An 18,979-nucleotide genomic window follows, 5' to 3' on the forward strand; every position below is an offset into this window, starting at 1 on the left:
GGGTTATTGGCGCGCCCGGCCTGGCGCGGCTAAGACCGAGCGATGACGGAAACCCTGTCCCCGGTCCTTCCCGACGAAGTCGATCGCGCCGCGCGTGCCGTGCTCGAAACCGCGTGCGCCCGAAAGCTCAGCCTAGCCACCGCCGAAAGCTGCACCGGCGGCATGCTGGCCTCGCTGCTCACCGATGTAGAGGGCGTCAGCGCCACCTTCGAGCGCGGCTTCGTCACCTATTCGGTCGATGCCAAGTGCGAGCTGCTTGGCATCGCCCATGATTTCGTCGAGCGTTGCGGGGCCGTCAGTCGCGAGGTGGCGGTGGCGATGGCCATCGGCGCGCTCGCCGCGTCCCGCGCCGACATCGCGCTGGCGATCACCGGCTTCGCCGGTCCCGCCGGACCAGGCGACGAGCCCGGGCTGGTTCATTTCGCCTGCGCACGGAAAGGGCGTGACACCGCGCATCGCGAAGCGCATTTCGGCGACATCGGCCGCGGACCCGTTCGGATCGAATGCATGCGGGTGGCGTTGGAGATGATCGCAGAAGCGGTGAAGGGGAACTGATGACGAGGCACCGTTTCTACTCGATCCACTCCCATGGTCTGGTGCGCGTCGGCGCCTGCACCCCGCGCGCGACGGTCGGCGACATCGCCGCCAACACCGAATCGCACATCGCGCTGGCGAAGCAGGGCGATGAGGCGGGCGCCGACCTGCTCGTCTTCACCGAACTGGGCATCACCGGCTATGCGCTCGACGATCTGCATCTGCAGGACGCGGTGCTGCGCGCGACCCGCGCTGGGCTGACCAAGCTGATCGCCGCAAGCGCCAAGCTCAAGCCCGTGCTGGTCGTGGGCGCTGCGCTCGAACGCAACGGCCGCCTCTACAATTGCGCTGTCGTCATCGCGCGCGGGCGCGTGCTGGGGGTGGTGCCCAAGACCTTCCTGCCCAACTATCGCGAATATTATGAGAAGCGCTGGTTCGCTTCGGGCCTAGGCCTGTCGGGCGAGATCGAGCTGGCCGGCCAGACCGTGCCGTTCGGCCCCGACCTGATCTTCGCTGCCGACGATCTGCCCGATTTCGTCTTCCATGCCGAGATCTGCGAGGATTTCTGGGCACCGATCCCGCCGTCCACCTATGGCGCGCTCGCCGGGGCAGCGATCCTCTGCAACCTCTCCGCATCCAACGTCACGATCGGCAAGGCGCGCCAGCGCGCGATGCTGTGCGCGGCGCAGTCCGAACGCGCGATCGCTGCCTATGTCTTCTCCGCCTCGGGGCCGGGGGAAAGCACGACCGACCTCGCCTGGGACGGGCAAAGCCTGATCCATGAGCTGGGCGAGCTCCTCGCCGCATCGGGCCGCTTCGATGTCGAGGAGGAGATGATCCTCGCCGATATCGACGTCGCCCGGATCCGGCAGGAGCGGATGCGGTTCGGCACCTTCAACGACAGCGCCGCCGCGACCGGGCATCCCGAGAGCGAGTTCCGTCGCGTCGGCTTCGCGCACAAGGGCGGCCTCGACGATATCGGGCTTCACCGGAAGCTGCGCCGCTACCCCTTCGTCCCCAACACGCCCGAGAAGCTCGACGAGGATTGCTACGAGGCCTTCAACATCCAGGTCGAGGGGCTGCGCAAGCGCATCGAGTCGACCGGGTCGCAGCGCCTCGTCATCGGCATCTCCGGCGGCCTCGATTCTACGCACGCGCTGATCGTAGCGGCCAAGGCGATGGACCGGATCGGGCTGCCCCGTGCCAACATCCTCGGCTTCACCATGCCCGGCTTCGCGACCGGAGACGGGACCAAGGCCAACGCCTGGGCGCTGATGAAGGCGCTCGGCGTCACTGGGGAAGAGATCGACATCCGCCCCGCCGCGAACCAGCTGCTCACCGACATGGGCCACCCCTATGCGGACGGGGAGCCGGTCTACGACATCACCTTCGAGAATGTGCAGGCGGGGCTGCGCACCGATTATCTCTTCCGCCTCGCCAACCAGCGCGGCGCATTCGTCGTCGGCACCGGCGACCTTTCCGAACTGGCGCTGGGCTGGTGCACCTATGGCGTCGGCGATCACATGTCGCATTATGCGGTCAATGCCGGCGTGCCCAAGACGCTGATCCAGTTCCTGATCCGCTGGTGCGTCGCGACCGATCAGTTCGATCCGGCTACCGACAAGGTGCTCGAAGCGATCCTCGCGCAGGAAATCTCGCCCGAACTCGTCCCCGCCGGCGCCGACGGCGCGCTGCAGAGCACCGAGGAGAAGATCGGGCCATACGCGCTCAACGACTTCTTCCTCCACTACGCCATCCGTCAGGGCGCGCCGCCGTCAAAGATCGCGTTCCTCGCCTGGCACGCCTGGAAGGATGCCGCGGCGGGCGAATGGCCCGCCGGCATCCCCGCGGCCGCGCGCGCGGCCTATGATCTCGCGACGATCCGGAGCTGGCTCGAGAAGTTCCTGTTCCGATTCTTCGTGACCAGCCAGTTCAAGCGCAGCGCGATCCCCAACGGCCCCAAGGTCTCGCCGGGGGGCGCGCTCAGCCCGCGCGGCGACTGGAGGGCGCCGTCGGACGGCAGCGCCAAGCCCTGGCTCGACGAGCTGGACGCCAACGTCCCCAAGTGAAGCGCGTCCTCGCCGTCCTGCTGCTGCTCGCACTGGCGGTGCCGGTGCTCGGCTATGTCAACGCCACCGCCGATCCGGTGGTGCGCCACGCCAATGTCGCCTTCCGGAGCTGGCCCGCGGATACGCCGCCGGTCCGCGTCGCGCTGCTCGCCGACCTGCATATCCAGGGCCCGGACCTCGGGCCCGAGCGGATGGCACGTATCGCCGAACAGGTGAACGCGCAAAAGCCCGACCTCATCCTGATCGCGGGCGATCTCAGCGGCGATCGGACGCTGCGCACCCGCCTCTATTCGGAGGCCGAGATCGCCGCCGCGCTCAAAGGCTTCAAGGCCCCGCTCGGCGTCTATGCCGTTCTCGGCAACCACGATCACTGGCGCGATGGACCCGCGATGAGACACGCGGTCGCCGCCGCCGGAATCCCGGTCCTGGTCAATCAGGCGGTGCGTGCCGGTCCGGTCACCCTTGCCGGCATCGATGACATTCACACCCGTAACGCCGATGTCGAAGCCCTGATGCGATCGGCAGCCGCCTTGCCCGGCCCCACCGTCGTGCTGAGCCACAGCCCCGACATCGCCCCGCTCCTGCCCCAGCGCTTCGGCCTCGTCCTGGCCGGACACACCCATTGCGGCCAGATCGTGCTGCCACTGATCGGCTACCTCGCCACCGCCTCGCGCTATGGCGAACGCTATGCCTGCGGATTGGTCCGCGAGCCCGGCCGCACCACCATCGTGTCGGCGGGCCTCGGCACCAGCGTGCTGCCCTTCCGCTTCGGCGCGCCGCCCGATTTCTGGATGGTCACGCTCGGCCCTCTCGCGCGCGTCGCATCGCCGCGCTAGGCTCTGCACCGCCCCATGGGCCGGCCGCGATTCGCGCGCGCCGTTGGGAGGGATTTTCCGCATGAAGACTGCCCTGTTCGCCGCGCTTGCGGCCGTATCGCTCGCGCCTGCCGCGCTCGCTCAGACCGCGCCGGCACCGGCCGCCGCGGCGCCTGCCACCGCCGCAGCCGCTGCCAAGTTCAACCTCGACACCCCGGTCCAGGATCTGGTCGCCGACCCCAAGGCAAAGGCGGTGCTCGACGCCGATCTCCCCGGCCTGTCCACGCATGAATCCTACGAGATGTTCAAGGGCATGAGCCTCAAGCAGCTCTCGAGCTACGCAGCGGACAAGCTGACGCCCGAAATACTCGCCAAGACCGAGAAGAACCTCGCCGCGATCAAGTAAGCCAGATTGCCCGGGCGTACCGCGCCCGGGCTAATCGCGCGGCCCGGAATTGAGGAAGCGCGTGACGCGATAGTCGAGCACGCCGACGACCAGATACACCGCCGCCTGCTTGATCCGCGTCCACAGGCCCGTGCGGGCGCGATGCAGCGCGGGCGTGATCTCCAGCGAGCGCGCCACTTCGGCGTCGACATAGGAGCGGACATGCGCGGCAAAGGCGCGGTCCTCGATCCGCAGCATCACCTCCAGATTCAGGAACAGGCTGCGCATGTCGAAATTGGCCGATCCGATCTGCACCGCCTCGTCGATCACGAACAATTTTGTGTGCAGCTTGGCCGGCAGATATTCGAACACCCGCACGCCGCGCCGCAGCAGCCCGCGATAGGTGAAGCGCGCCGCGTAGAGCGTCAGATAATTGTCTGTGATCGACGGCACGATCACCCGCACCTGCCCGCCGCGCCGCGCCGCGCGGCCCAGGCGCAGCAGCATCGCCGGGCTCGGGAAGAAATAGGCGGCAAGGATGTCGATCCGCCGCGCATGCTTGAGATCGCGGCGCACCGCGCGCGCCCAGGGTGAAAGCCTGCGCGTCGGCCCGCCGAGCAGCCAGCGCAATCTGCCCTCCGGCTCGCTCCATTCCGCAAGCGCCCGGCGCAGCACGCGCAGCGGCGCACGCGGCCGCCTTGCCCAGCGCCACAGCGCGTCGAAATAGCCCGACAGTCGCGCCGCCGCCGGCCCCTCGACCAGCAGCCCCAGGTCGCGCCAGCCGTCGCTGCCCGGTCCCTCGAAATAATCGTCCTGGATGTTGAACCCGCCGATCACGATGCGCGCGTCCGCCGTCTCGGCGTCGGCCAGCGCGACCTTCTGGTGATTGCGCAGCAGATAGCGGCGCCCGAGGCGCGGCACGAAGAAGCAGACATTGCCGCCCGCCGCGCGCAACGGCGCGAAGAAGTCGTTGTCATAGGCGGGATCGCTGCCGAGACCGTCGACGATCAGCTTCACCTCGACCCCGCGCGCCACTGCGGCGACCAGCGCATCGCGGACGCGCTCGCCCACGGCGTCGTCGGTGTAGATATAGTAGAGCAGCCGCAGCGACTTGCGCGCACCCTCGATCAGGCCGAGCAGCGTGTCGAGCCGGCGCGGGCCGGTGTCGAGCAGGGTCAGCCGGTTGCCGTCGATCGCGAAGACCGGCTGTGGCGGCGGTTCGGCAGGCAGACCGGCAGAAATTGCGGGTTGGATCGGTTCGGCCTGCTCCATCGCGCCAGGCATTGCACCAAGCGCGCCGGCATCGCCAGCCCCGCGCTCCCGATTTTCTTGACTCTGGCGGGGCGTATCCCTAATTGGCCCCCTTTCCTGTATCTCTGCCCGAAGGAAGCGTTTCATGGCGCGCGTCACAGTCGAGGATTGCGTCGACAAGGTCTCGAACCGGTTCGATCTGGTGTTGCTTGCCGCACAGCGTGCGCGTCAGATCTCGGGCGGCGCCGAACTGACGCTCGAGCGCGATCGCGACAAGAACCCGGTCGTCGCGCTGCGCGAGATCGCCGAAGAGACCGTCCGTCCCGATAATCTCGAAGAGTCGCTGGTCGGCAGCCTGCAGCGCGTGCAGATCGACGACGAGGAAGCACCCGATGAGGTCGGCTCGCTCGCGGCTTCGGCTGAGGCGCTGCGCCTCACCGCCGCCGCGCCGCCGCGCAACCAGAACCTGGGTGCCGACTACGACGGCTGATCCGCTTCGGATCAATCTCGCGAATTCAGACGCCGGTATCCCTCGGGGATGCCGGCGTTTTTCGTATTTTCCGAGGTCGTAGCAACCACTTGATCCTTTCCGCTCCGAATCGGACAATGAACCATCCGACTCGGGGGGAAGCCGTTGCCGGCAATCGATGCGATCATTCCGGCGATCGGCGCCGTCGCGCACGAGGCTGTGCTGTTCGCCGCGATCGGATTCCTGATCGGCGGGATCGACGATCTTGCGGTCGACTGGGTCTATTTCAGCACGCGCCTGCGTGCCTGGCGGCGGCCCGATCCGCAGCGCGCACCGCTGCGCGACGGCGGCCGCATGGCAGTGTTCGTTCCGGCCTGGGACGAAGCTGCGGTGATCGGCGCGATGCTGCGGACCGCGCTCGGCCGGTACGACTATGCCGACTATCGCATCTATGTCGGCGTCTATCCCAACGATCCCGCGACCATCGCTGCCGTCGGCGCAGTCGCCGTCACGGACGATCGCATTCGCATGGTGGTCAATCCCCGGCCGGGCGGGACGACCAAGGCCGATTGCCTCAACGCCCTGTGGCGCGCGCTGCTGCGCGACGAAGCCGTGGAAGGGGCCGCTCGCGCGATCGTCCTCCACGATGCCGAAGACGTAGTTCATCCCGATGAACTCGGGCTGATGGCCGCCTGGCTGAGCGACCATCAGGCGGTTCAGATTCCGGTGCTGCCGCTCCCCGATCGACGCTCGCCGCTGATCGCAGGCCATTATCTCGACGAGTTCGCCGAAGCGCATGGCAAGGTGCTTCCGGTACGCGAGGCGCTGGGCGCGGCCTTGCCCTTCGCCGGAGTCGGCTGTGCGATCGATCGCGTCCTGCTGGGGCAGATCGCTGCGACGCGCGGCGGCGTGCCCTTCGACGAATCGAGCCTGACCGAGGACTATGAGCTGGGCCTCACCGTCGCGGCGATGGGCGGGCGGACCAAGCTCGTGCGCACCCGCGATTCCCGCGGCGCGCTGGTCGCGGTGCGCGCCTATTTCCCCGCCTCGCTCGGCGCCGCGGTGCGCCAGAAGGCGCGGTGGATGACCGGGATCGCGCTTGCCGGATGGGACCGGACCGGCTGGGCGGCGGGCGGCTCGATCGGCGAACACTGGATGCGGATGCGCGATCGCCGCGCGACGCTCGCGATCCCGATTCTCGCCATCGCCTATCTCGCACTCGTCGCCTGGGGGATCTCGCTCGGCATCTACCTTGCCGCCGGCACCGTGCCGCCAGCGCCCGAAGGCGCATTGCGGCCCCTGCTTGCCGCGAATTTCGCGTTGCTCGGCTGGCGTATTGCGATGCGAATGCTCTTCACTGCACGCGCCTTCGGGCCGGTCGAAGCGCTGCTATCGATCCCGCGGCTGTTCGTCGCGAACCTCGTCGCGCTGCTGGCGGCGCGCCGGGCCATGGCGATCTATCTGCCTACGCTGCGCGGCAAGCCCGCGGTATGGGACAAGACCCCCCATCATTTCCCCGGCGAAAGCGGTGTCGCGTGACCGGACGGGGGCGGCCGCTGCGCTTCGTCGCGCTGGTCGCCTTTGGCTGGGCGAGCGCGCGCACGATCATGCTCTGGCCCGAAGGCGCGACGCTCCCGCAAGCGATCGAAGCGGCATTCCCGCTCCGCCCGGCGCAGGCCGCCACCCAACCCGTGCTGCGGACGGGCGCCGCGGCATCCCCCGCCCCGGCCAGGCGAACGACCTCGCCATTGACCGCCATTCCACCCCTGCTGCCCGGCCCGATGGCCGAACGCGGCGACCCGGCGCGCGTGAACCTGGCCATGCTCGGCCTCGTCGCCTTCGGGCGTGAGGAAGTGCTGGGGGTCCCCCCCGGCGTCTTGCCGCCGCGCGCGCCGGCGGCCGCACTCCCCCAAGCCGCCCAGCCTTCGCGATGGTCGGCAAGCGCATGGCTCGTCACCCGCCGCGGCGCCGCGGCGGACGGGCCGCTGCTGGGCGGGGACCAGGCGGGGCTGCGTGTTGCCTATCATCCCGGCAGCGGCAGGATCGCGCTGTTTGCGCGGGTGACCGCACCGCTCGCTGGCCGGGGCAGCGAAGCCACGGCCGGAATCGAATGGCAGCCCACCGCCGCACCGGTCCGCGTGATTGCCGAGTATCGCGCGGGCCTGGACGGCGCGCCGGGCGGGCCGGCGCTGGGCGTCGTCGCAGGGGTCTACGCCGTCCCGCTGCCGCTCGACTTCAGCCTCGAAGCCTATGGCCAGGCGGGTGCCGTGGTGCGCAACCGCGTCGATCCCTTTGCCGACGGCGCGCTGCGCGTCACGCGCCAGATCGCCGCCGCCGGCCGAGCCCGGCTTGATGTCGGCGCGGGGGCCTGGGGAGCGGCGCAACGCGGCGCGACGCGGCTCGATATCGGCCCGACCGCGGTCGCCAGCCTGCCGGTCGGGGAGAGCGCGGTGCGCGTCGCGATCGACTGGCGCGAGCGGGTTGCCGGGGATGCGCGCCCCGGCTCCGGCCCCGCGCTCAGCCTCGGCGCCGATTTCTAGGCGATTCAGGCCGCTCACGCCTTCCGCATGCCGCGTTCAGGGGTTAGGCATGGCCTGCCCATGGACCTCTACCTCCCCATCGCCAATCTTTCGGTCAACGCGGTCGTGATCGTGATGCTGGGGCTGGGCGTCGGGCTGCTGTCGGGGATGTTCGGCGTGGGCGGGGGGTTTCTCACCACGCCGTTGCTGATCGTCTACGGCATCCCCCCTACCGTCGCCGCCGCCTCTTCGGCCAGTCAGGTGACGGGCGCGAGCGTTTCGGGCGTGTTCGCCCATCTGCGCCGTCAGGGGGTGGACCTCCATATGGGCGCGGTGCTGATCGCCGGCGGCGTGCTGGGTTCGGGCGCGGGGGCGCTGCTCTTCCGCCTGCTTCAGGCGAGCGGGCAGATCGATACCGTCATCGCGATCCTCTACGTCCTGATGCTCGGTTCGATCGGCTGGCTGATGCTGTCGGAGTCGCTCGGCGCGATCAGCGCCCGGCGCACCGGGGTGGCGCCCAAGGCCAAGCGGCGGCGGCATCATCCGATGGTCGCGGCGCTGCCGCTGCGCTGGCGCTTCTACCGCTCGGGCCTCTACATCTCGCCGCTCGCCCCGCTGCTGCTCGGCTTCGCGACCGGCATCCTGACGATGCTGCTCGGTGTCGGCGGCGGGTTCATCCTGATTCCGGCGATGCTCTATCTGCTCGGCATGCCGGCACAGGTCGTGGTCGGCACCTCGCTGTTCCAGATCCTCTTCGTCAGCGCCGCCGCGACGATGGTCCATTCGGTGACGACCAAGGCGGTGGACATTGTCCTCGCCGTGCTGCTGCTGCTCGGCTCGGTGGTCGGCGCACAGCTCGGCGCCCGCTTCGCCGCCAGGGCCAGGCCCGAATATCTCCGCCTCGTCCTCGCCGTGATGGTGCTGCTGGTCGCGCTGCGCATGGTGCTTGGCCTCGCCTGGCGTCCCGACGAGATCTTCACGGTGACGCCGGGATGAGGAAGCTGTTCGCATTGGTTTCAGCTTCGCTGAAACGCCCTTCACACAAAACCTCCCTCCTTCTGGCTCTCGCCGCGCCGCTGCTGATGGGTCAGGCCAAGCCCGTCCTCGTTCCCGACGTCTCCCAGCGCGAGATCGAGATCGCCTATTCCTTCACCGGCGCCGACCTGCTGCTGTTCGGCGCGATCATCCATGCCGGAGGCAGCGCCGCCCAGCCAGGCGAACCGCCCGCCGACATCGTCGTGGTGGTGAAGGGGCCGACCGAGTCGGTGCTGGTGCGCGAAAAGCAGAAGATCGCGGGCATCTGGGTCAATGCCGACCGCACTCGCTACCGCTCGGCCCCGTCCTTCTATGCGGTCGCCTCCTCACGCCCCATCCGCGACATCGTCGATGCCCGGACTCGCGCCATCTACGAGCTCGGGCTGGACAGCCTTCAGCTCTCGCCGGCCTCCGGCGCGGTACCGGCGGTGCAGGCACGGTTCGACGCCGGGCTGGTCGATCTCAAGAAGCGTACCGGCCTCTATTACGAGGCGCCGGGCTCGGTCGAGATTTCGGACGGAGTCCTCTATCGCGGCCGCATCAACATCCCCGCGCGCGTCCCCGTCGGGCGGTTCACCGCAGAAACCTTCCTGATCCGCGACGGCCGCGTGCTCGCCGCTGCGGTACGCGACATCGACATCCGCAAGTCGGGGTTCGAGCGCTGGATCGCCGATGCCGCGGAGCGCTCCTCGGTCCTCTACGGGATCGCCGCGGTGCTGCTCTCGGTGTTTTTCGGCTGGGCGGCAGGTGCGATCTGGCGCCGTTTCTAGGCACTGCGAACCGATTCTTTACTTTGAATGCGCCATACTGGTTCGGTTGAACCGGGGGAGCTTGCCTTGACGACCGAAGATCTGGGCGGACAGCGTTTCGAGACCATCCGTCCGGCATCCGATATCGCGGAGCCTGCCGGCGTGCCGCTTACCGGCATCGGCGCGGTGTTCGCGATCGGTGGCGCATCGAGCGAAATCGTATTCGATCCCGCGGCGCTCGACTCGCTTTCGGGCAGCGCCGATCCGGCGATCGCCAATGCCGGCACCGTCGGCAGCCAGGTGAAGATGCGCTCAGGCCCGAGCTGGCTCGTGGCCAATGTCCGCGCACTTCGCTTCGACGATGCCAGCGGCCGGATCGTCGCCCAGGTCGACTTTCTCGGCGAGGGCGTCGAGGAGAAGCTGACCGGCAAGCTCTATGGCTTCCGCCGTGGCGTCACCCGCTACCCCCCACCCGGCACCGGGGTCTTTCCCGTATCGACCGCGGACTTGCGCCAGATCTACGCCGCCGACGATCGCCCGCACATTGAAGTCGGCAATGTCTATCCGACCCGGGACATCCGCGCCGCGCTTTATATCGATGCGATGCTGGGCAAGCATTTCGCGCTGCTCGGATCGACCGGCACCGGCAAGTCGACCAGCACGGCCCTGATCCTTCATCGCATCTGCGAGCTCGCACCGCAGGGCCATATCGTGATGATCGATCCGCACGGCGAATATTCCGCCGCGTTCAAGACCAATGGCGCGCTGTTCGACGTCAGCAATCTGGCCATGCCCTATTGGCTGATGAACTTCGAGGAGCATTGCGAGGTCTTCCTGACCACCGCGGGATCGGACCGTCAGGTCGATGGCGACATCCTCGCCAAATGCATCCTGATGGCCAAGCAGAAGAACCGGCTCGCCGCCGAGTTCGGCAAGCTCACCGTCGATGCGCCGATCCCCTATCTCCTGTCCGACCTGACCCAGATTATCCAGAACGAGATGGGCAAGATGGACAAGGCGACCGATACCGCTCCCTATCTGCGCCTCAAGGGCAAGATCGACGAGATCAAGGCCGATCCGCGCTACGCCTTCATGTTCTCGGGCATGCTGGTCGCCGACACGATGGCGAGCTTCATCAGCCGCATCTTCCGCCTGCCCGGCGACGGCAAGCCGATCTCGATCATCGACGTGTCGGGCGTGCCGAGCGAGATCACGTCCGTGGTCGTCGCCGTGCTCAGCCGGATGGTGTTCGACTATGCGATCTGGTCGCGCGGCGAAGCGCAGCGCCCGATCCTGCTCGTCTGCGAGGAAGCGCATCGCTACGTGCCGAACGAGCGCAACGCCGACGGGTCATCGGTCGGCCGGATCCTCAGCCGCATCGCCAAGGAGGGCCGCAAATATGGCGTGTCGCTGGGGCTGATCACCCAGCGCCCGTCGGACCTCGCCGAAGGCGTGCTGTCGCAGTGCGGCACGATCATCGCGATGCGCCTCAACAACGATCGCGATCAGGCCTTCGTCCGCGCGGCGATGCCCGAAGGCGCGCGCGGCTTCCTCGATTCGATCCCGGCGCTGCGCAACCGCGAAGCGATCATGGTCGGCGAAGGCGTCGCGACCCCGGTGCGTGTCGCGTTCGATGCGCTCGACGAAGCCAAGCGCCCCGCCTCCAACGATCCGCTCTTCTCCGAGCTGTGGCGTCATTCCGGCGGCGAGGAAGCGAGCCTGGAGCGGACGATCAAGCGCTGGCGCGCCCAGGGCCGCTGATCACCTCTTCGGAACAGCGAGCGCGAACCGGTCCGGCGCCAGCGCCTCGCCACGCGTGAACGCCGCCTGGCGCACGGCACCGCGAAACGGACTGACCTTGTTCATCCGCATGCCGACCGAAGCACGGCCCGGCCCCTGCGGGGTGAAGGCCAGCGCGGCTTCGGCCTGCAGCATGCCGTTCACGAAGGCACGATAGGTCGTCCCGTCATAGCTTTGCGCGACATGGTGCCAGCGGCCGACGGGAAAGCGCTTCTCGGGCACGATCAGCGGCTGGCGATAGCCGGGCCCGAGGATGAAGGTGTCGAGATACCATTCGCTCCCCTCGACCCGGATCTCGAACAACATCCGCGTGCCGGTCTTCGCGGTCGGATCGGTGTCCGCGCCGCTCTCGAGGTGGAACCAGCGCTGTTCGAACGCCCCGCCATCGGGACGGAACAGCGCTTCGAAGGTGAAGCGCGCCGCGCCGGCCAGCGGATGCCGGTCGAGGAAGATCACGTCGTTCGTGCCGTCGAACGCCACCGCCTTGCCCCAGGGGCTATCGATCAGCTTCGGCTCGCCCTCGATCCGTGGCTTGAGTCCACCGATCCGCCTCAGCGAATCGAAGGTCCAGAGTTCGGTATCGCGCTTCTTCGCCACAGCGGGTGAAAGGCCCGCCAGCAGTGCGCCGCCGCCGACCAGTATTATCCGGCGGTCAGCGCGCACCGGCGTTGTCGGTCCCGGGCTTGTTGCCGCGCGTCCCTCCCACCGGCACCGCCAGCAGCCGGGCGAGCTTTGCCTTGAACTCGCGCAGATCGCCGCCGCTCAGCGCCTGAACGACCGAGAAAGACACCGAACGCGGATTGATCGCGACACCGTTGCGATAGAGCTCGTAATGCAGATGCGGACCGGTCGAGATGCCGGTCGATCCGACATAGCCGATCACCTGTCCGCGCGCGACACGCTGGCCGCTGCGCACCGCGATCCGGCTCATATGGCCATAGCCGCTGCCCATGCCGCCGCTGTGGTTGAGCCGCACGAAATTGCCATAGCCGCCATTGCGCCCGGCAAAGGCGACCGTGCCGTCATTGGCCGCACGGATCGGCGACCCATAGCCTGCGGCGATGTCCAGCCCCTTGTGCATGCGCGAGAAGCCGAGCACCGGGTGGCGCCGCAGCCCGAAGCCCGAGCTGATCCGGCCCGCCGCGGGCATCGCCATCTGCCCCTTGCGCTCGCCGGTCCCGCGCCCGTCATACCAGGTGGTCCGGCCATCCTCTTCCCAGCGGACCAGCTGGAGCTTGCCCGCGCCGCCATTGAGGCCCGCATAGAGGAGGTTGCCCATCTGGACCTCGCCGGTCGCAGCGCGTGCCTGTTCGACGATGATGTCGAATTCGCTGTCGGCACCAACGCGGCCGATCGGCACGCGCGTCGCGATCGAGCGGATATAGGCCTCGACCGCCTTGGCGGGCGCTCCGGCGGCACGCGCCGAGCGATAGAGGCTCTCGCCCACCCGGCCGCGGATGCGCAGCGGGGTATGGTCGATCGCGATCGGGATTTCGTTGAGCGCCAGCCCGCCGCCGCTGCGCACCAGTTCGAGACTGAGGTCGAAGCGCGCGCGAAACGCCAGCTTCTCGAGCGGACGGGGCTGCGCCTTGTCGACCCGGCGGCCGAGGGTAAGGTCGAGCTGCGTGCCCGATTTGAGGTCGCCCAGCGCCACCGCGCCGGCAACCAGATCGGCGGCGCGTGCCGCATCGGCCTTGCCGACGCCCGAACGCGTCAGTGCCGCCTGCAGCGCACCGCCGCTGCCCAGCGTCACCGTGCTTTGCAGGATCGGGCGCTCCGGCGTGTCGGTGAGGTTGGCGACGAGGCTGGTGGCCGCCAGCTTCGTGCCGGTCGCCGATCCTGCCGCCATCGGCGCGATCGCCTGCGCGCGCGCGATATCGGCATCGGTACCGGTCAGCGCCGCCGGGACGCTGGCATAGATCGGCCGTTCGAAGCCGGGCGAGAGCAGCACCACCGCCCCGCACAGAGCCGCGCAGGTCGCGACACCGCGGAACCATTCGCCGCTGCCGATGCGCGAGCCAAGATCGGGAACAGGGTCGAAATCGGGAAAACGCTCGCGCAACCGGTCGCCCAGCGTGGCCTTGCGAACCACGAGCGCGCGGCCGAACGAACGGGCATTGGTGCCGCCCGCCTGTTCGAACCCATGATCGCCGCGCAGGAACAAGGTGCGCTGCCCCCCGAAACCTAGATGCTGCCGACCCCCGGCAGCGGATCGAATCGTTGTGCAACCAACTCCCTAAAGTCAAATTAAGCAGGCTTCTCAATATGGGTAGTTGCGACAGGGCGTGCGCAGAGGGGGGCAGGGCGTGCCACTTGTCGGGAACGGGCAAACAGGCCTTGCGCGGCCCGCATCATCGCCCGATCTTGAGCCGGTAATGAGCCGCTTTTCGAACAGCCCGGTCACTGCGGTGCTCGGTCCCACCAACACCGGCAAGACCCATCTCGCGATCGAGCGGCTCACGGGCCATTCGAGCGGGATGATCGGCTTTCCGCTGCGGCTGCTCGCACGCGAGGTCTATGATCGCGTCGTCGCGATCAAGGGGCCGAAGGAGGTGGCGCTGGTGACGGGTGAGGAGCGGATCGTCCCGCCCGGCGCGCGCTGGTTCCTGTGCACCGCCGAGTCCATGCCGACCGACAGAGAGGTGGGATTCGTCGCGATCGACGAAGGACAGCTCGGCGCCGATCCCGAGCGCGGCCATGTCTTCACCGACCGGATCCTCAATGCGCGCGGCCGCGACGAGACGATGATCCTCGGCTCGGATTCGCTGCGCCCGGTGCTGAAGAAGCTGGTGCCCGAGGCCGAGATCGTCGCCCGTCCGCGCTTTTCGACCCTGAGCTATGCCGGTGCGAAGAAGCTCTCCCGCCTGCCCAAGCGCTCCGCCATCGTCGCCTTCTCGGCCGAAGAGGTCTATGCCGTGGCCGAGGCGCTGCGCCGGCTTCGCGGCGGCGCCGCGGTGGTGATGGGGGCGCTGTCTCCGCGCACTCGCAATGCACAGGTCGCGATGTTCCAGTCGGGCGAGGTCGATTATCTCGTCGCCACCGACGCGATCGGCATGGGCCTCAACCTTGATGTCGGCCATGTCGCCTTCGCCTCGCTCTCAAAGTTCGATGGACACCGCCAGCGCCGCCTGACCATCGCCGAAATGTCGCAGATCGCGGGCCGCGCCGGACGGCATCAGCGCGACGGCACCTTCGGATCGCTGGTCGAGGAAGGGCCGGGCGCCTTCACCCCTGAGGAAATCCGCGCGATCGAGGATCACCATGTCCCCGCGCTCGATCACCTGTACTGGCGCGAGGGCGAACCCGATCTCGCCAGCATCGATGCGCTGATCGCCAGCCTGGAACGCAAGCCCGACTCGCCGGTGCTGCGCGCCGCGCCCGAAGCGGTGGACCTGAGCGTGCTCAAGCGGCTGGCGGGCGAGGATTGGGTCCGCGCACGCGTCCGCTCGCACCGTGCGGTCGCGCGGCTCTGGGCGGCATGCGGCCTCCCCGATTTCCGCAAGCTCGGCGCCGACCCGCACGCCCGCTTCATCGCGCGCGTCTTCAAGCATCTCAGCGAAGGCAGCGGCCATATCCCGCACCAATGGTTCGCCGACGAGATCGCCCGGCTCGACCGGATGGACGGCGATGTCGAAACGCTCGCAGGCCGCATCGCCGCGGCGCGCAGCTGGGCCTATATCGCCCAACGATCAGACTGGCTCGCCGAGCCGCTTCACTGGGCCGAACGGACCCGGGCGCTGGAGGAGAAGCTCTCCGACGCGCTCCACGCCAGCCTGACCCAGCGCTTCGTCGACAAGCGCACGACCGTATTGCTGCGCCAGATCGGTGCCGGCGCATCGCACCTCCCGGTCGAAGTCGGACCGGAGGGCGAGGTCAGCGTCGAGGACCATGTTCTCGGCCATCTCCACGGCTTCCGTTTCGTGGTCGATCCCGATGCACGCGCAGCCGACAAGCGCATGCTGCTCGCCGCCGCCGAACGGGGCCTGGCCGCGGAATTGCGCCGGCGCGGGGATTCGCTGGTCGCGGCGCCCGACGACGAACTTGCACTCGATGCCGCTGCGATCGCATGGCGCGGCGTCCCCGTCGCCACGATCGAGGCGACCGGCAATCCGATCCGCCCGCGAATCCGGCTCGACCGTGCGCTCGATGTCCTCGATGCGCGGGTCCGCGGCGCCGCGCAGGACCGGATCGAACGCTGGTTCGCCGATCGCATCGCCGCCGACCTCCCCGATCTCGCCAGGATCGACGCGCTGAGCCGCGACGAAGCGGCCGGCAGCCGCACGCGCGCGCTCGCCGGCCTGCTCGTCGAAGCGGGCGGACTGCTCCCCCGGCGCGCCGCCGGTGCGCAGGTCGAGGCGCTCGACCCGCAGGACCGCAAGCGATTGCGCAAGGCCGGGGTCACGATCGGCACGCTCGACATCTTCGTGCCCGCATTGCTCAAGCCTCGCGCCGCCGCAGCACGGCGCGCCCTGCTCGGCCTCAGCGACGCACCGCCGGAGGGCGCCACGGTCCTCCCCCGCGCCACCCCGGGGGCCGCGCTTGAGTTCGGCTTCCGGCCCTTCGGCGCCCAGGCGGTGCGGATCGACCTCGCCGAACGGATCGCGCACGCCGCGCACGAGGCGCGAAAGGGCCGCGCGCCCTTCACGCCTGATCCGGCGCTCGCGACTTCGATCGGCCTTGGGCCCGACACGCTCGCCCGGCTGATGGCGCAGATCGGGTTCCAGAGCGTGCGCACGCCCAGGGGCGAACCGCAGCGCTGGGTGTGGAAGGGGCTGACCCCGCTCGCAAAGCCAAAAGCGCCGCCGCGCGACACGTCGATGGGCCGGGCCTTCGCCGCGCTCGCGGAGCTGGTCGATGAGTGACGGCACGATGCGGCTCGACCGCTTCCTGTGGTTCGCGCGGCTGGTGAAGACACGCAATGCCGCGCAGGACATGGCCGAAACCGGAACGCTGCGGCTGGACGGGCGGCGGATCGAACGATCGTCGGCGCAGGTCCGTATCGGCTCGATCATCGCCTTTCCGCTGCGCGGCCGGGTGCGGGTACTGCGCGTCGAAGCGCTGCCGCGTCGCCGGGGTCCGGCGCCCGAAGCCGCCGCACTCTATCAGGAATTGCTTCCGGGACCGGCTGCACCCGCGGAAAAGCCTGAAAATTGAGAATGTATCGCAGAAAGCGTCTCTTGATTGACGCGCCCCGAACGCGGGCATAGCAGGAACAGGTTCACCGCCCGCCAGGGCGCTCTAGGGGCCTGAGACCGCCATGACCTATGTCGTCACCGATGCCTGCATCCGCTGCAAGTATATGGACTGCGTCGAGGTGTGTCCGGTCGACTGTTTCTACGAGGGCGAGAACATGCTCGTCATCAACCCCAACGAATGCATCGACTGCGGCGTGTGCGAGCCCGAATGCCCGGCCGAAGCGATCCTGCCCGATACCGAGAGCGGCCTCGAACAGTGGCTCGAGCTCAACAACACCTTCTCCGCGCAATGGCCCAACGTCACGCGCAACGCCGGCCAGACCCCGGCCGATGCGGACGAGTTCAAGGGCAAAGAGGGCAAGTACGACGCCTATTTCTCGCCGGAGCCCGGCGCCGGCGACTGAGGTCTCGCCGTTTGAGCCGGCCTGACGACCGGCTGCGGCACCGGCCCGCTCCCCCACCCATTGCCGCGCCGCAGCATCCCGAAATCCGCGGATTCCGGGGTGGTAATTTTATTTCATCTGTGTTAAACAGCGCGCCGGACGCGAGGAATCGCGTTTCGGTACTGGAGACCGTTGTTGATTTGCCCCGACTGCCGCCTTCACCCCGGTAACCGCACCGGGCGATGCGCGCAATCCCAAAGGGGCCACGTTGATTAGAAAGGCTTCCCACACATGGCTGCCAAGGCGCTGTCCTTCGATGTCGGCGATTATGTCGTTTACCCCAAGCACGGTGTTGGCCGTGTGATCGAACTCCAGAAATCGGAAATCGCGGGGATGCAGCTCGAGCTGTACGTGCTCCGCTTCGAAAAAGAAAAGATGACGCTTCGCGTTCCGACCAACAAGGCCGAGAGCGTCGGCATGCGCAAGCTGTCGAGCGACAAGACGCTCAAGGAAGCGCTCGACACGCTCAAGGGCAAGCCCAAGGTCAAGCGCACCATGTGGTCGCGCCGCGCGCAGGAATATGAAGCGAAGATCAACTCGGGCGACCTCGTGTCGATCGCCGAAGTGGTCCGCGACCTGTTCCGCGCCGACGACCAGCCCGAGCAGAGCTATTCGGAGCGCCAGATCTTCGAAGCCGCCGCGTCGCGCCTCGCCCGCGAGCTCGCCGCGATGGAACAGATCGACGAGAAGGCCGCGCTCGAGAAGCTGCTCGACATCCTGCGCGCCGCCGCAGCGATCTACAACAAGGACAAGGCGCCTGCATAAGGCTTGCTGAGTCGAACCGGGAAGGGCGGCCGGCAACGGCCGCCCTTTTCGTTTGCGCCGCCGATCCGGCGAGTGTATTATCATGACAACACACACAGGAGAGTCGCGATGAAGCTCGCCCTTGCCATTACTGCCGCCGCCCTCCCGCTGGCCGCCTGCAACTTCGCCAACGGGATGAGCGGAGACGTCGTCAAGCCGAGCGGGTCGGGCACCACCCGCAGCTTCGACGTTTCCGGATTCACCGAAGTGTCCCTGCGCGGCGCCGACAATGTCGAGGTCAGGAACGGCCCCGCCTTCAAGGTGACGGCGGAGGGCGACAGCGCGCTGCTCGACCAGCTCGAAATCCGCAAGGACGGCGACACGCTGCGCATCGGCCGCAAGGACGGCGATTGGAAATGGGGTGGCGGCCAGGGCGCGAAGATCGTCGTGACGCTTCCCAAATTGCTCAGCGCCAGCGTCGCCGGATCGGGCGACATGACCGTCGATCGCGCCGAGGGCAATTTCGATGCCTCGATCGCCGGATCGGGCAATCTCAGCATCGCGCAGTTCGCGGGCGGCAAGGCCGATCTGTCGATCGCAGGATCGGGCGACCTGCGGATCGCCGCCGGCCAGGCAAGCGAGATCGACGCCTCGATCGCCGGTTCGGGCGATATCGATGCAGCCGGTCTCAAGGCGGCGCGCGGCGATATCTCGATCGCGGGGTCGGGCAACCTTCGCGCTCAGGTGACCGGCGAAGCGGACATCTCGATCGTCGGATCGGGCGATGTCGAGCTGACCGGCGGCGCCAAATGCTCGATCAGCAAAATGGGCTCGGGCGAAGCGCGCTGCAGCTGAACGGGGGTAGCCGAGGCGGTGCCGGCTCGCGGAGCAGCCCAAGGCTCCGGGGATGCGCAGCATCGTTGGAAAGGCTGCAGAGGGCGTTACCCTCTTCTCGTCAAACCGCGCCGCTT

At 68.3% G+C, this 18,979-nt stretch carries 18 protein-coding genes; 15 read left to right on the forward strand and 3 right to left on the reverse strand.

The features are described 5' to 3' along the window. Nucleotides 1–42: 42 nt before the first annotated feature. From BDW16_RS09475 to BDW16_RS09490, 4 genes are all read left to right on the forward strand, one after another. Nucleotides 43–555 (forward strand): CinA family protein, encoded by a 513-nt coding sequence (locus BDW16_RS09475; protein ID WP_066578951.1) that lies wholly within the window; start codon nucleotides 43–45, stop codon nucleotides 553–555. Further along, a complete protein-coding gene (locus tag BDW16_RS09480; RefSeq protein WP_066578952.1) occupies nucleotides 555–2,603 on the forward strand; it encodes an NAD(+) synthase in 2,049 nt (682 codons plus the stop codon). Before BDW16_RS09475 ends, BDW16_RS09480 begins: the two co-directional genes overlap by 1 nt. Then, on the forward strand, nucleotides 2,600–3,439 hold the full coding sequence (locus BDW16_RS09485) for a metallophosphoesterase (protein ID WP_066578954.1): 840 nt from the start codon (nucleotides 2,600–2,602) through the stop codon (nucleotides 3,437–3,439). The genes BDW16_RS09480 and BDW16_RS09485 overlap by 4 nt, the downstream gene beginning before the upstream one ends. Nucleotides 3,440–3,500: 61 nt before the next feature. Next, nucleotides 3,501–3,824 carry a hypothetical protein gene (locus tag BDW16_RS09490; protein ID WP_066578957.1) on the forward strand — a complete coding sequence of 108 codons (324 nt, stop codon included), beginning with the start codon at nucleotides 3,501–3,503 and terminating at the stop codon, nucleotides 3,822–3,824. A gap of 30 nt (nucleotides 3,825–3,854) precedes the next feature. Here BDW16_RS09490 and BDW16_RS09495 read toward each other — a convergent pair whose 3' ends face one another. Beyond that, the gene (locus tag BDW16_RS09495; RefSeq protein WP_066578958.1) at nucleotides 3,855–5,075 is read right to left on the reverse strand and encodes a phospholipase D-like domain-containing protein; all 1,221 of its coding nucleotides are present in this window, start codon (nucleotides 5,073–5,075) and stop codon (nucleotides 3,855–3,857) included. Between the two features lie 124 nt (nucleotides 5,076–5,199). Here BDW16_RS09495 and rpoZ point away from each other — a divergent pair, with 124 nt between their 5' ends. The 6 genes from rpoZ (at nucleotide 5,200) to BDW16_RS09525 (ending at nucleotide 11,587) form a co-directional block, all read left to right on the forward strand. Continuing rightward, nucleotides 5,200–5,544 carry a DNA-directed RNA polymerase subunit omega gene (gene rpoZ / locus BDW16_RS09500; RefSeq protein WP_066578961.1) on the forward strand — a complete coding sequence of 115 codons (345 nt, stop codon included), beginning with the start codon at nucleotides 5,200–5,202 and terminating at the stop codon, nucleotides 5,542–5,544. A gap of 144 nt (nucleotides 5,545–5,688) precedes the next feature. Continuing rightward, a complete protein-coding gene (locus BDW16_RS09505; protein ID WP_241230557.1) occupies nucleotides 5,689–7,062 on the forward strand; it encodes a glycosyl transferase family protein in 1,374 nt (457 codons plus the stop codon). Then, on the forward strand, nucleotides 7,059–8,063 hold the full coding sequence (locus BDW16_RS09510) for a hypothetical protein (protein WP_066578963.1): 1,005 nt from the start codon (nucleotides 7,059–7,061) through the stop codon (nucleotides 8,061–8,063). The genes BDW16_RS09505 and BDW16_RS09510 overlap by 4 nt, the downstream gene beginning before the upstream one ends. A 60-nt stretch (nucleotides 8,064–8,123) precedes the next feature. Next, nucleotides 8,124–9,038 (forward strand): sulfite exporter TauE/SafE family protein, encoded by a 915-nt coding sequence (locus BDW16_RS09515; protein ID WP_066578964.1) that lies wholly within the window; start codon nucleotides 8,124–8,126, stop codon nucleotides 9,036–9,038. Between the two features lie 86 nt (nucleotides 9,039–9,124). Beyond that, nucleotides 9,125–9,847, forward strand: coding sequence for a TIGR02186 family protein (locus tag BDW16_RS09520; RefSeq protein ID WP_066579121.1), 723 nt, complete (start codon nucleotides 9,125–9,127; stop codon nucleotides 9,845–9,847). Between the two features lie 123 nt (nucleotides 9,848–9,970). Continuing rightward, a complete protein-coding gene (locus BDW16_RS09525) occupies nucleotides 9,971–11,587 on the forward strand; it encodes an ATP-binding protein (RefSeq protein WP_371836701.1) in 1,617 nt (538 codons plus the stop codon). Here the strand turns inward: BDW16_RS09525 and BDW16_RS09530 are convergent, their stop codons facing one another. Further along, nucleotides 11,588–12,289, reverse strand: coding sequence for a LamG-like jellyroll fold domain-containing protein (locus BDW16_RS09530; protein ID WP_083954320.1), 702 nt, complete (start codon nucleotides 12,287–12,289; stop codon nucleotides 11,588–11,590). Further along, on the reverse strand, nucleotides 12,279–13,790 hold the full coding sequence (locus BDW16_RS09535) for a M23 family metallopeptidase (protein ID WP_066578966.1): 1,512 nt from the start codon (nucleotides 13,788–13,790) through the stop codon (nucleotides 12,279–12,281). Before BDW16_RS09535 ends, BDW16_RS09530 begins: the two co-directional genes overlap by 11 nt. A 211-nt stretch (nucleotides 13,791–14,001) precedes the next feature. Between BDW16_RS09535 and BDW16_RS09540 the strand changes: the two genes are divergently transcribed. From BDW16_RS09540 to BDW16_RS09560, 5 genes are all read left to right on the forward strand, one after another. Then, nucleotides 14,002–16,488, forward strand: coding sequence for a helicase-related protein (locus BDW16_RS09540; protein WP_066578967.1), 2,487 nt, complete (start codon nucleotides 14,002–14,004; stop codon nucleotides 16,486–16,488). Further along, a complete protein-coding gene (locus BDW16_RS09545) occupies nucleotides 16,481–16,780 on the forward strand; it encodes an RNA-binding S4 domain-containing protein (protein ID WP_066578971.1) in 300 nt (99 codons plus the stop codon). The genes BDW16_RS09540 and BDW16_RS09545 overlap by 8 nt, the downstream gene beginning before the upstream one ends. A 103-nt stretch (nucleotides 16,781–16,883) precedes the next feature. Further along, the gene (gene fdxA, locus BDW16_RS09550; protein WP_066578973.1) at nucleotides 16,884–17,225 is read left to right on the forward strand and encodes a ferredoxin FdxA; all 342 of its coding nucleotides are present in this window, start codon (nucleotides 16,884–16,886) and stop codon (nucleotides 17,223–17,225) included. A gap of 270 nt (nucleotides 17,226–17,495) precedes the next feature. Further along, complete coding sequence (locus BDW16_RS09555) at nucleotides 17,496–18,029, forward strand: CarD family transcriptional regulator (RefSeq protein WP_066578977.1); 534 nt, start codon at nucleotides 17,496–17,498, stop codon at nucleotides 18,027–18,029. 108 nt (nucleotides 18,030–18,137) lie between these two features. Then, on the forward strand, nucleotides 18,138–18,863 hold the full coding sequence (locus tag BDW16_RS09560; RefSeq protein ID WP_066578980.1) for a head GIN domain-containing protein: 726 nt from the start codon (nucleotides 18,138–18,140) through the stop codon (nucleotides 18,861–18,863). The last annotated feature ends 116 nt before the right edge of the window (nucleotides 18,864–18,979 follow it).

This window comes from Sphingomonas koreensis (assembly GCF_002797435.1).
Taxonomy (GTDB): Bacteria; Pseudomonadota; Alphaproteobacteria; order Sphingomonadales; family Sphingomonadaceae; genus Sphingomonas; species Sphingomonas koreensis.

Coding starts and splice junctions, on each gene's coding strand:
- BDW16_RS09555 (WP_066578977.1), top strand. CDS start 17,496: ATGGCTGCCAAGGCGCTGTCCTTCGATGTCGGCGATTATGTCGTTTAC.
- BDW16_RS09520 (WP_066579121.1), top strand. CDS start 9,125: ATGGGTCAGGCCAAGCCCGTCCTCGTTCCCGACGTCTCCCAGCGCGAG.
- BDW16_RS09515 (WP_066578964.1), top strand. CDS start 8,124: ATGGACCTCTACCTCCCCATCGCCAATCTTTCGGTCAACGCGGTCGTG.
- BDW16_RS09480 (WP_066578952.1), top strand. CDS start 555: ATGACGAGGCACCGTTTCTACTCGATCCACTCCCATGGTCTGGTGCGC.
- BDW16_RS09560 (WP_066578980.1), top strand. CDS start 18,138: ATGAAGCTCGCCCTTGCCATTACTGCCGCCGCCCTCCCGCTGGCCGCC.
- BDW16_RS09475 (WP_066578951.1), top strand. CDS start 43: ATGACGGAAACCCTGTCCCCGGTCCTTCCCGACGAAGTCGATCGCGCC.
- BDW16_RS09545 (WP_066578971.1), top strand. CDS start 16,481: ATGAGTGACGGCACGATGCGGCTCGACCGCTTCCTGTGGTTCGCGCGG.
- BDW16_RS09490 (WP_066578957.1), top strand. CDS start 3,501: ATGAAGACTGCCCTGTTCGCCGCGCTTGCGGCCGTATCGCTCGCGCCT.
- BDW16_RS09540 (WP_066578967.1), top strand. CDS start 14,002: ATGAGCCGCTTTTCGAACAGCCCGGTCACTGCGGTGCTCGGTCCCACC.
- BDW16_RS09495 (WP_066578958.1), bottom strand. CDS start 5,075: ATGGAGCAGGCCGAACCGATCCAACCCGCAATTTCTGCCGGTCTGCCT.
- fdxA (WP_066578973.1), top strand. CDS start 16,884: ATGACCTATGTCGTCACCGATGCCTGCATCCGCTGCAAGTATATGGAC.
- rpoZ (WP_066578961.1), top strand. CDS start 5,200: ATGGCGCGCGTCACAGTCGAGGATTGCGTCGACAAGGTCTCGAACCGG.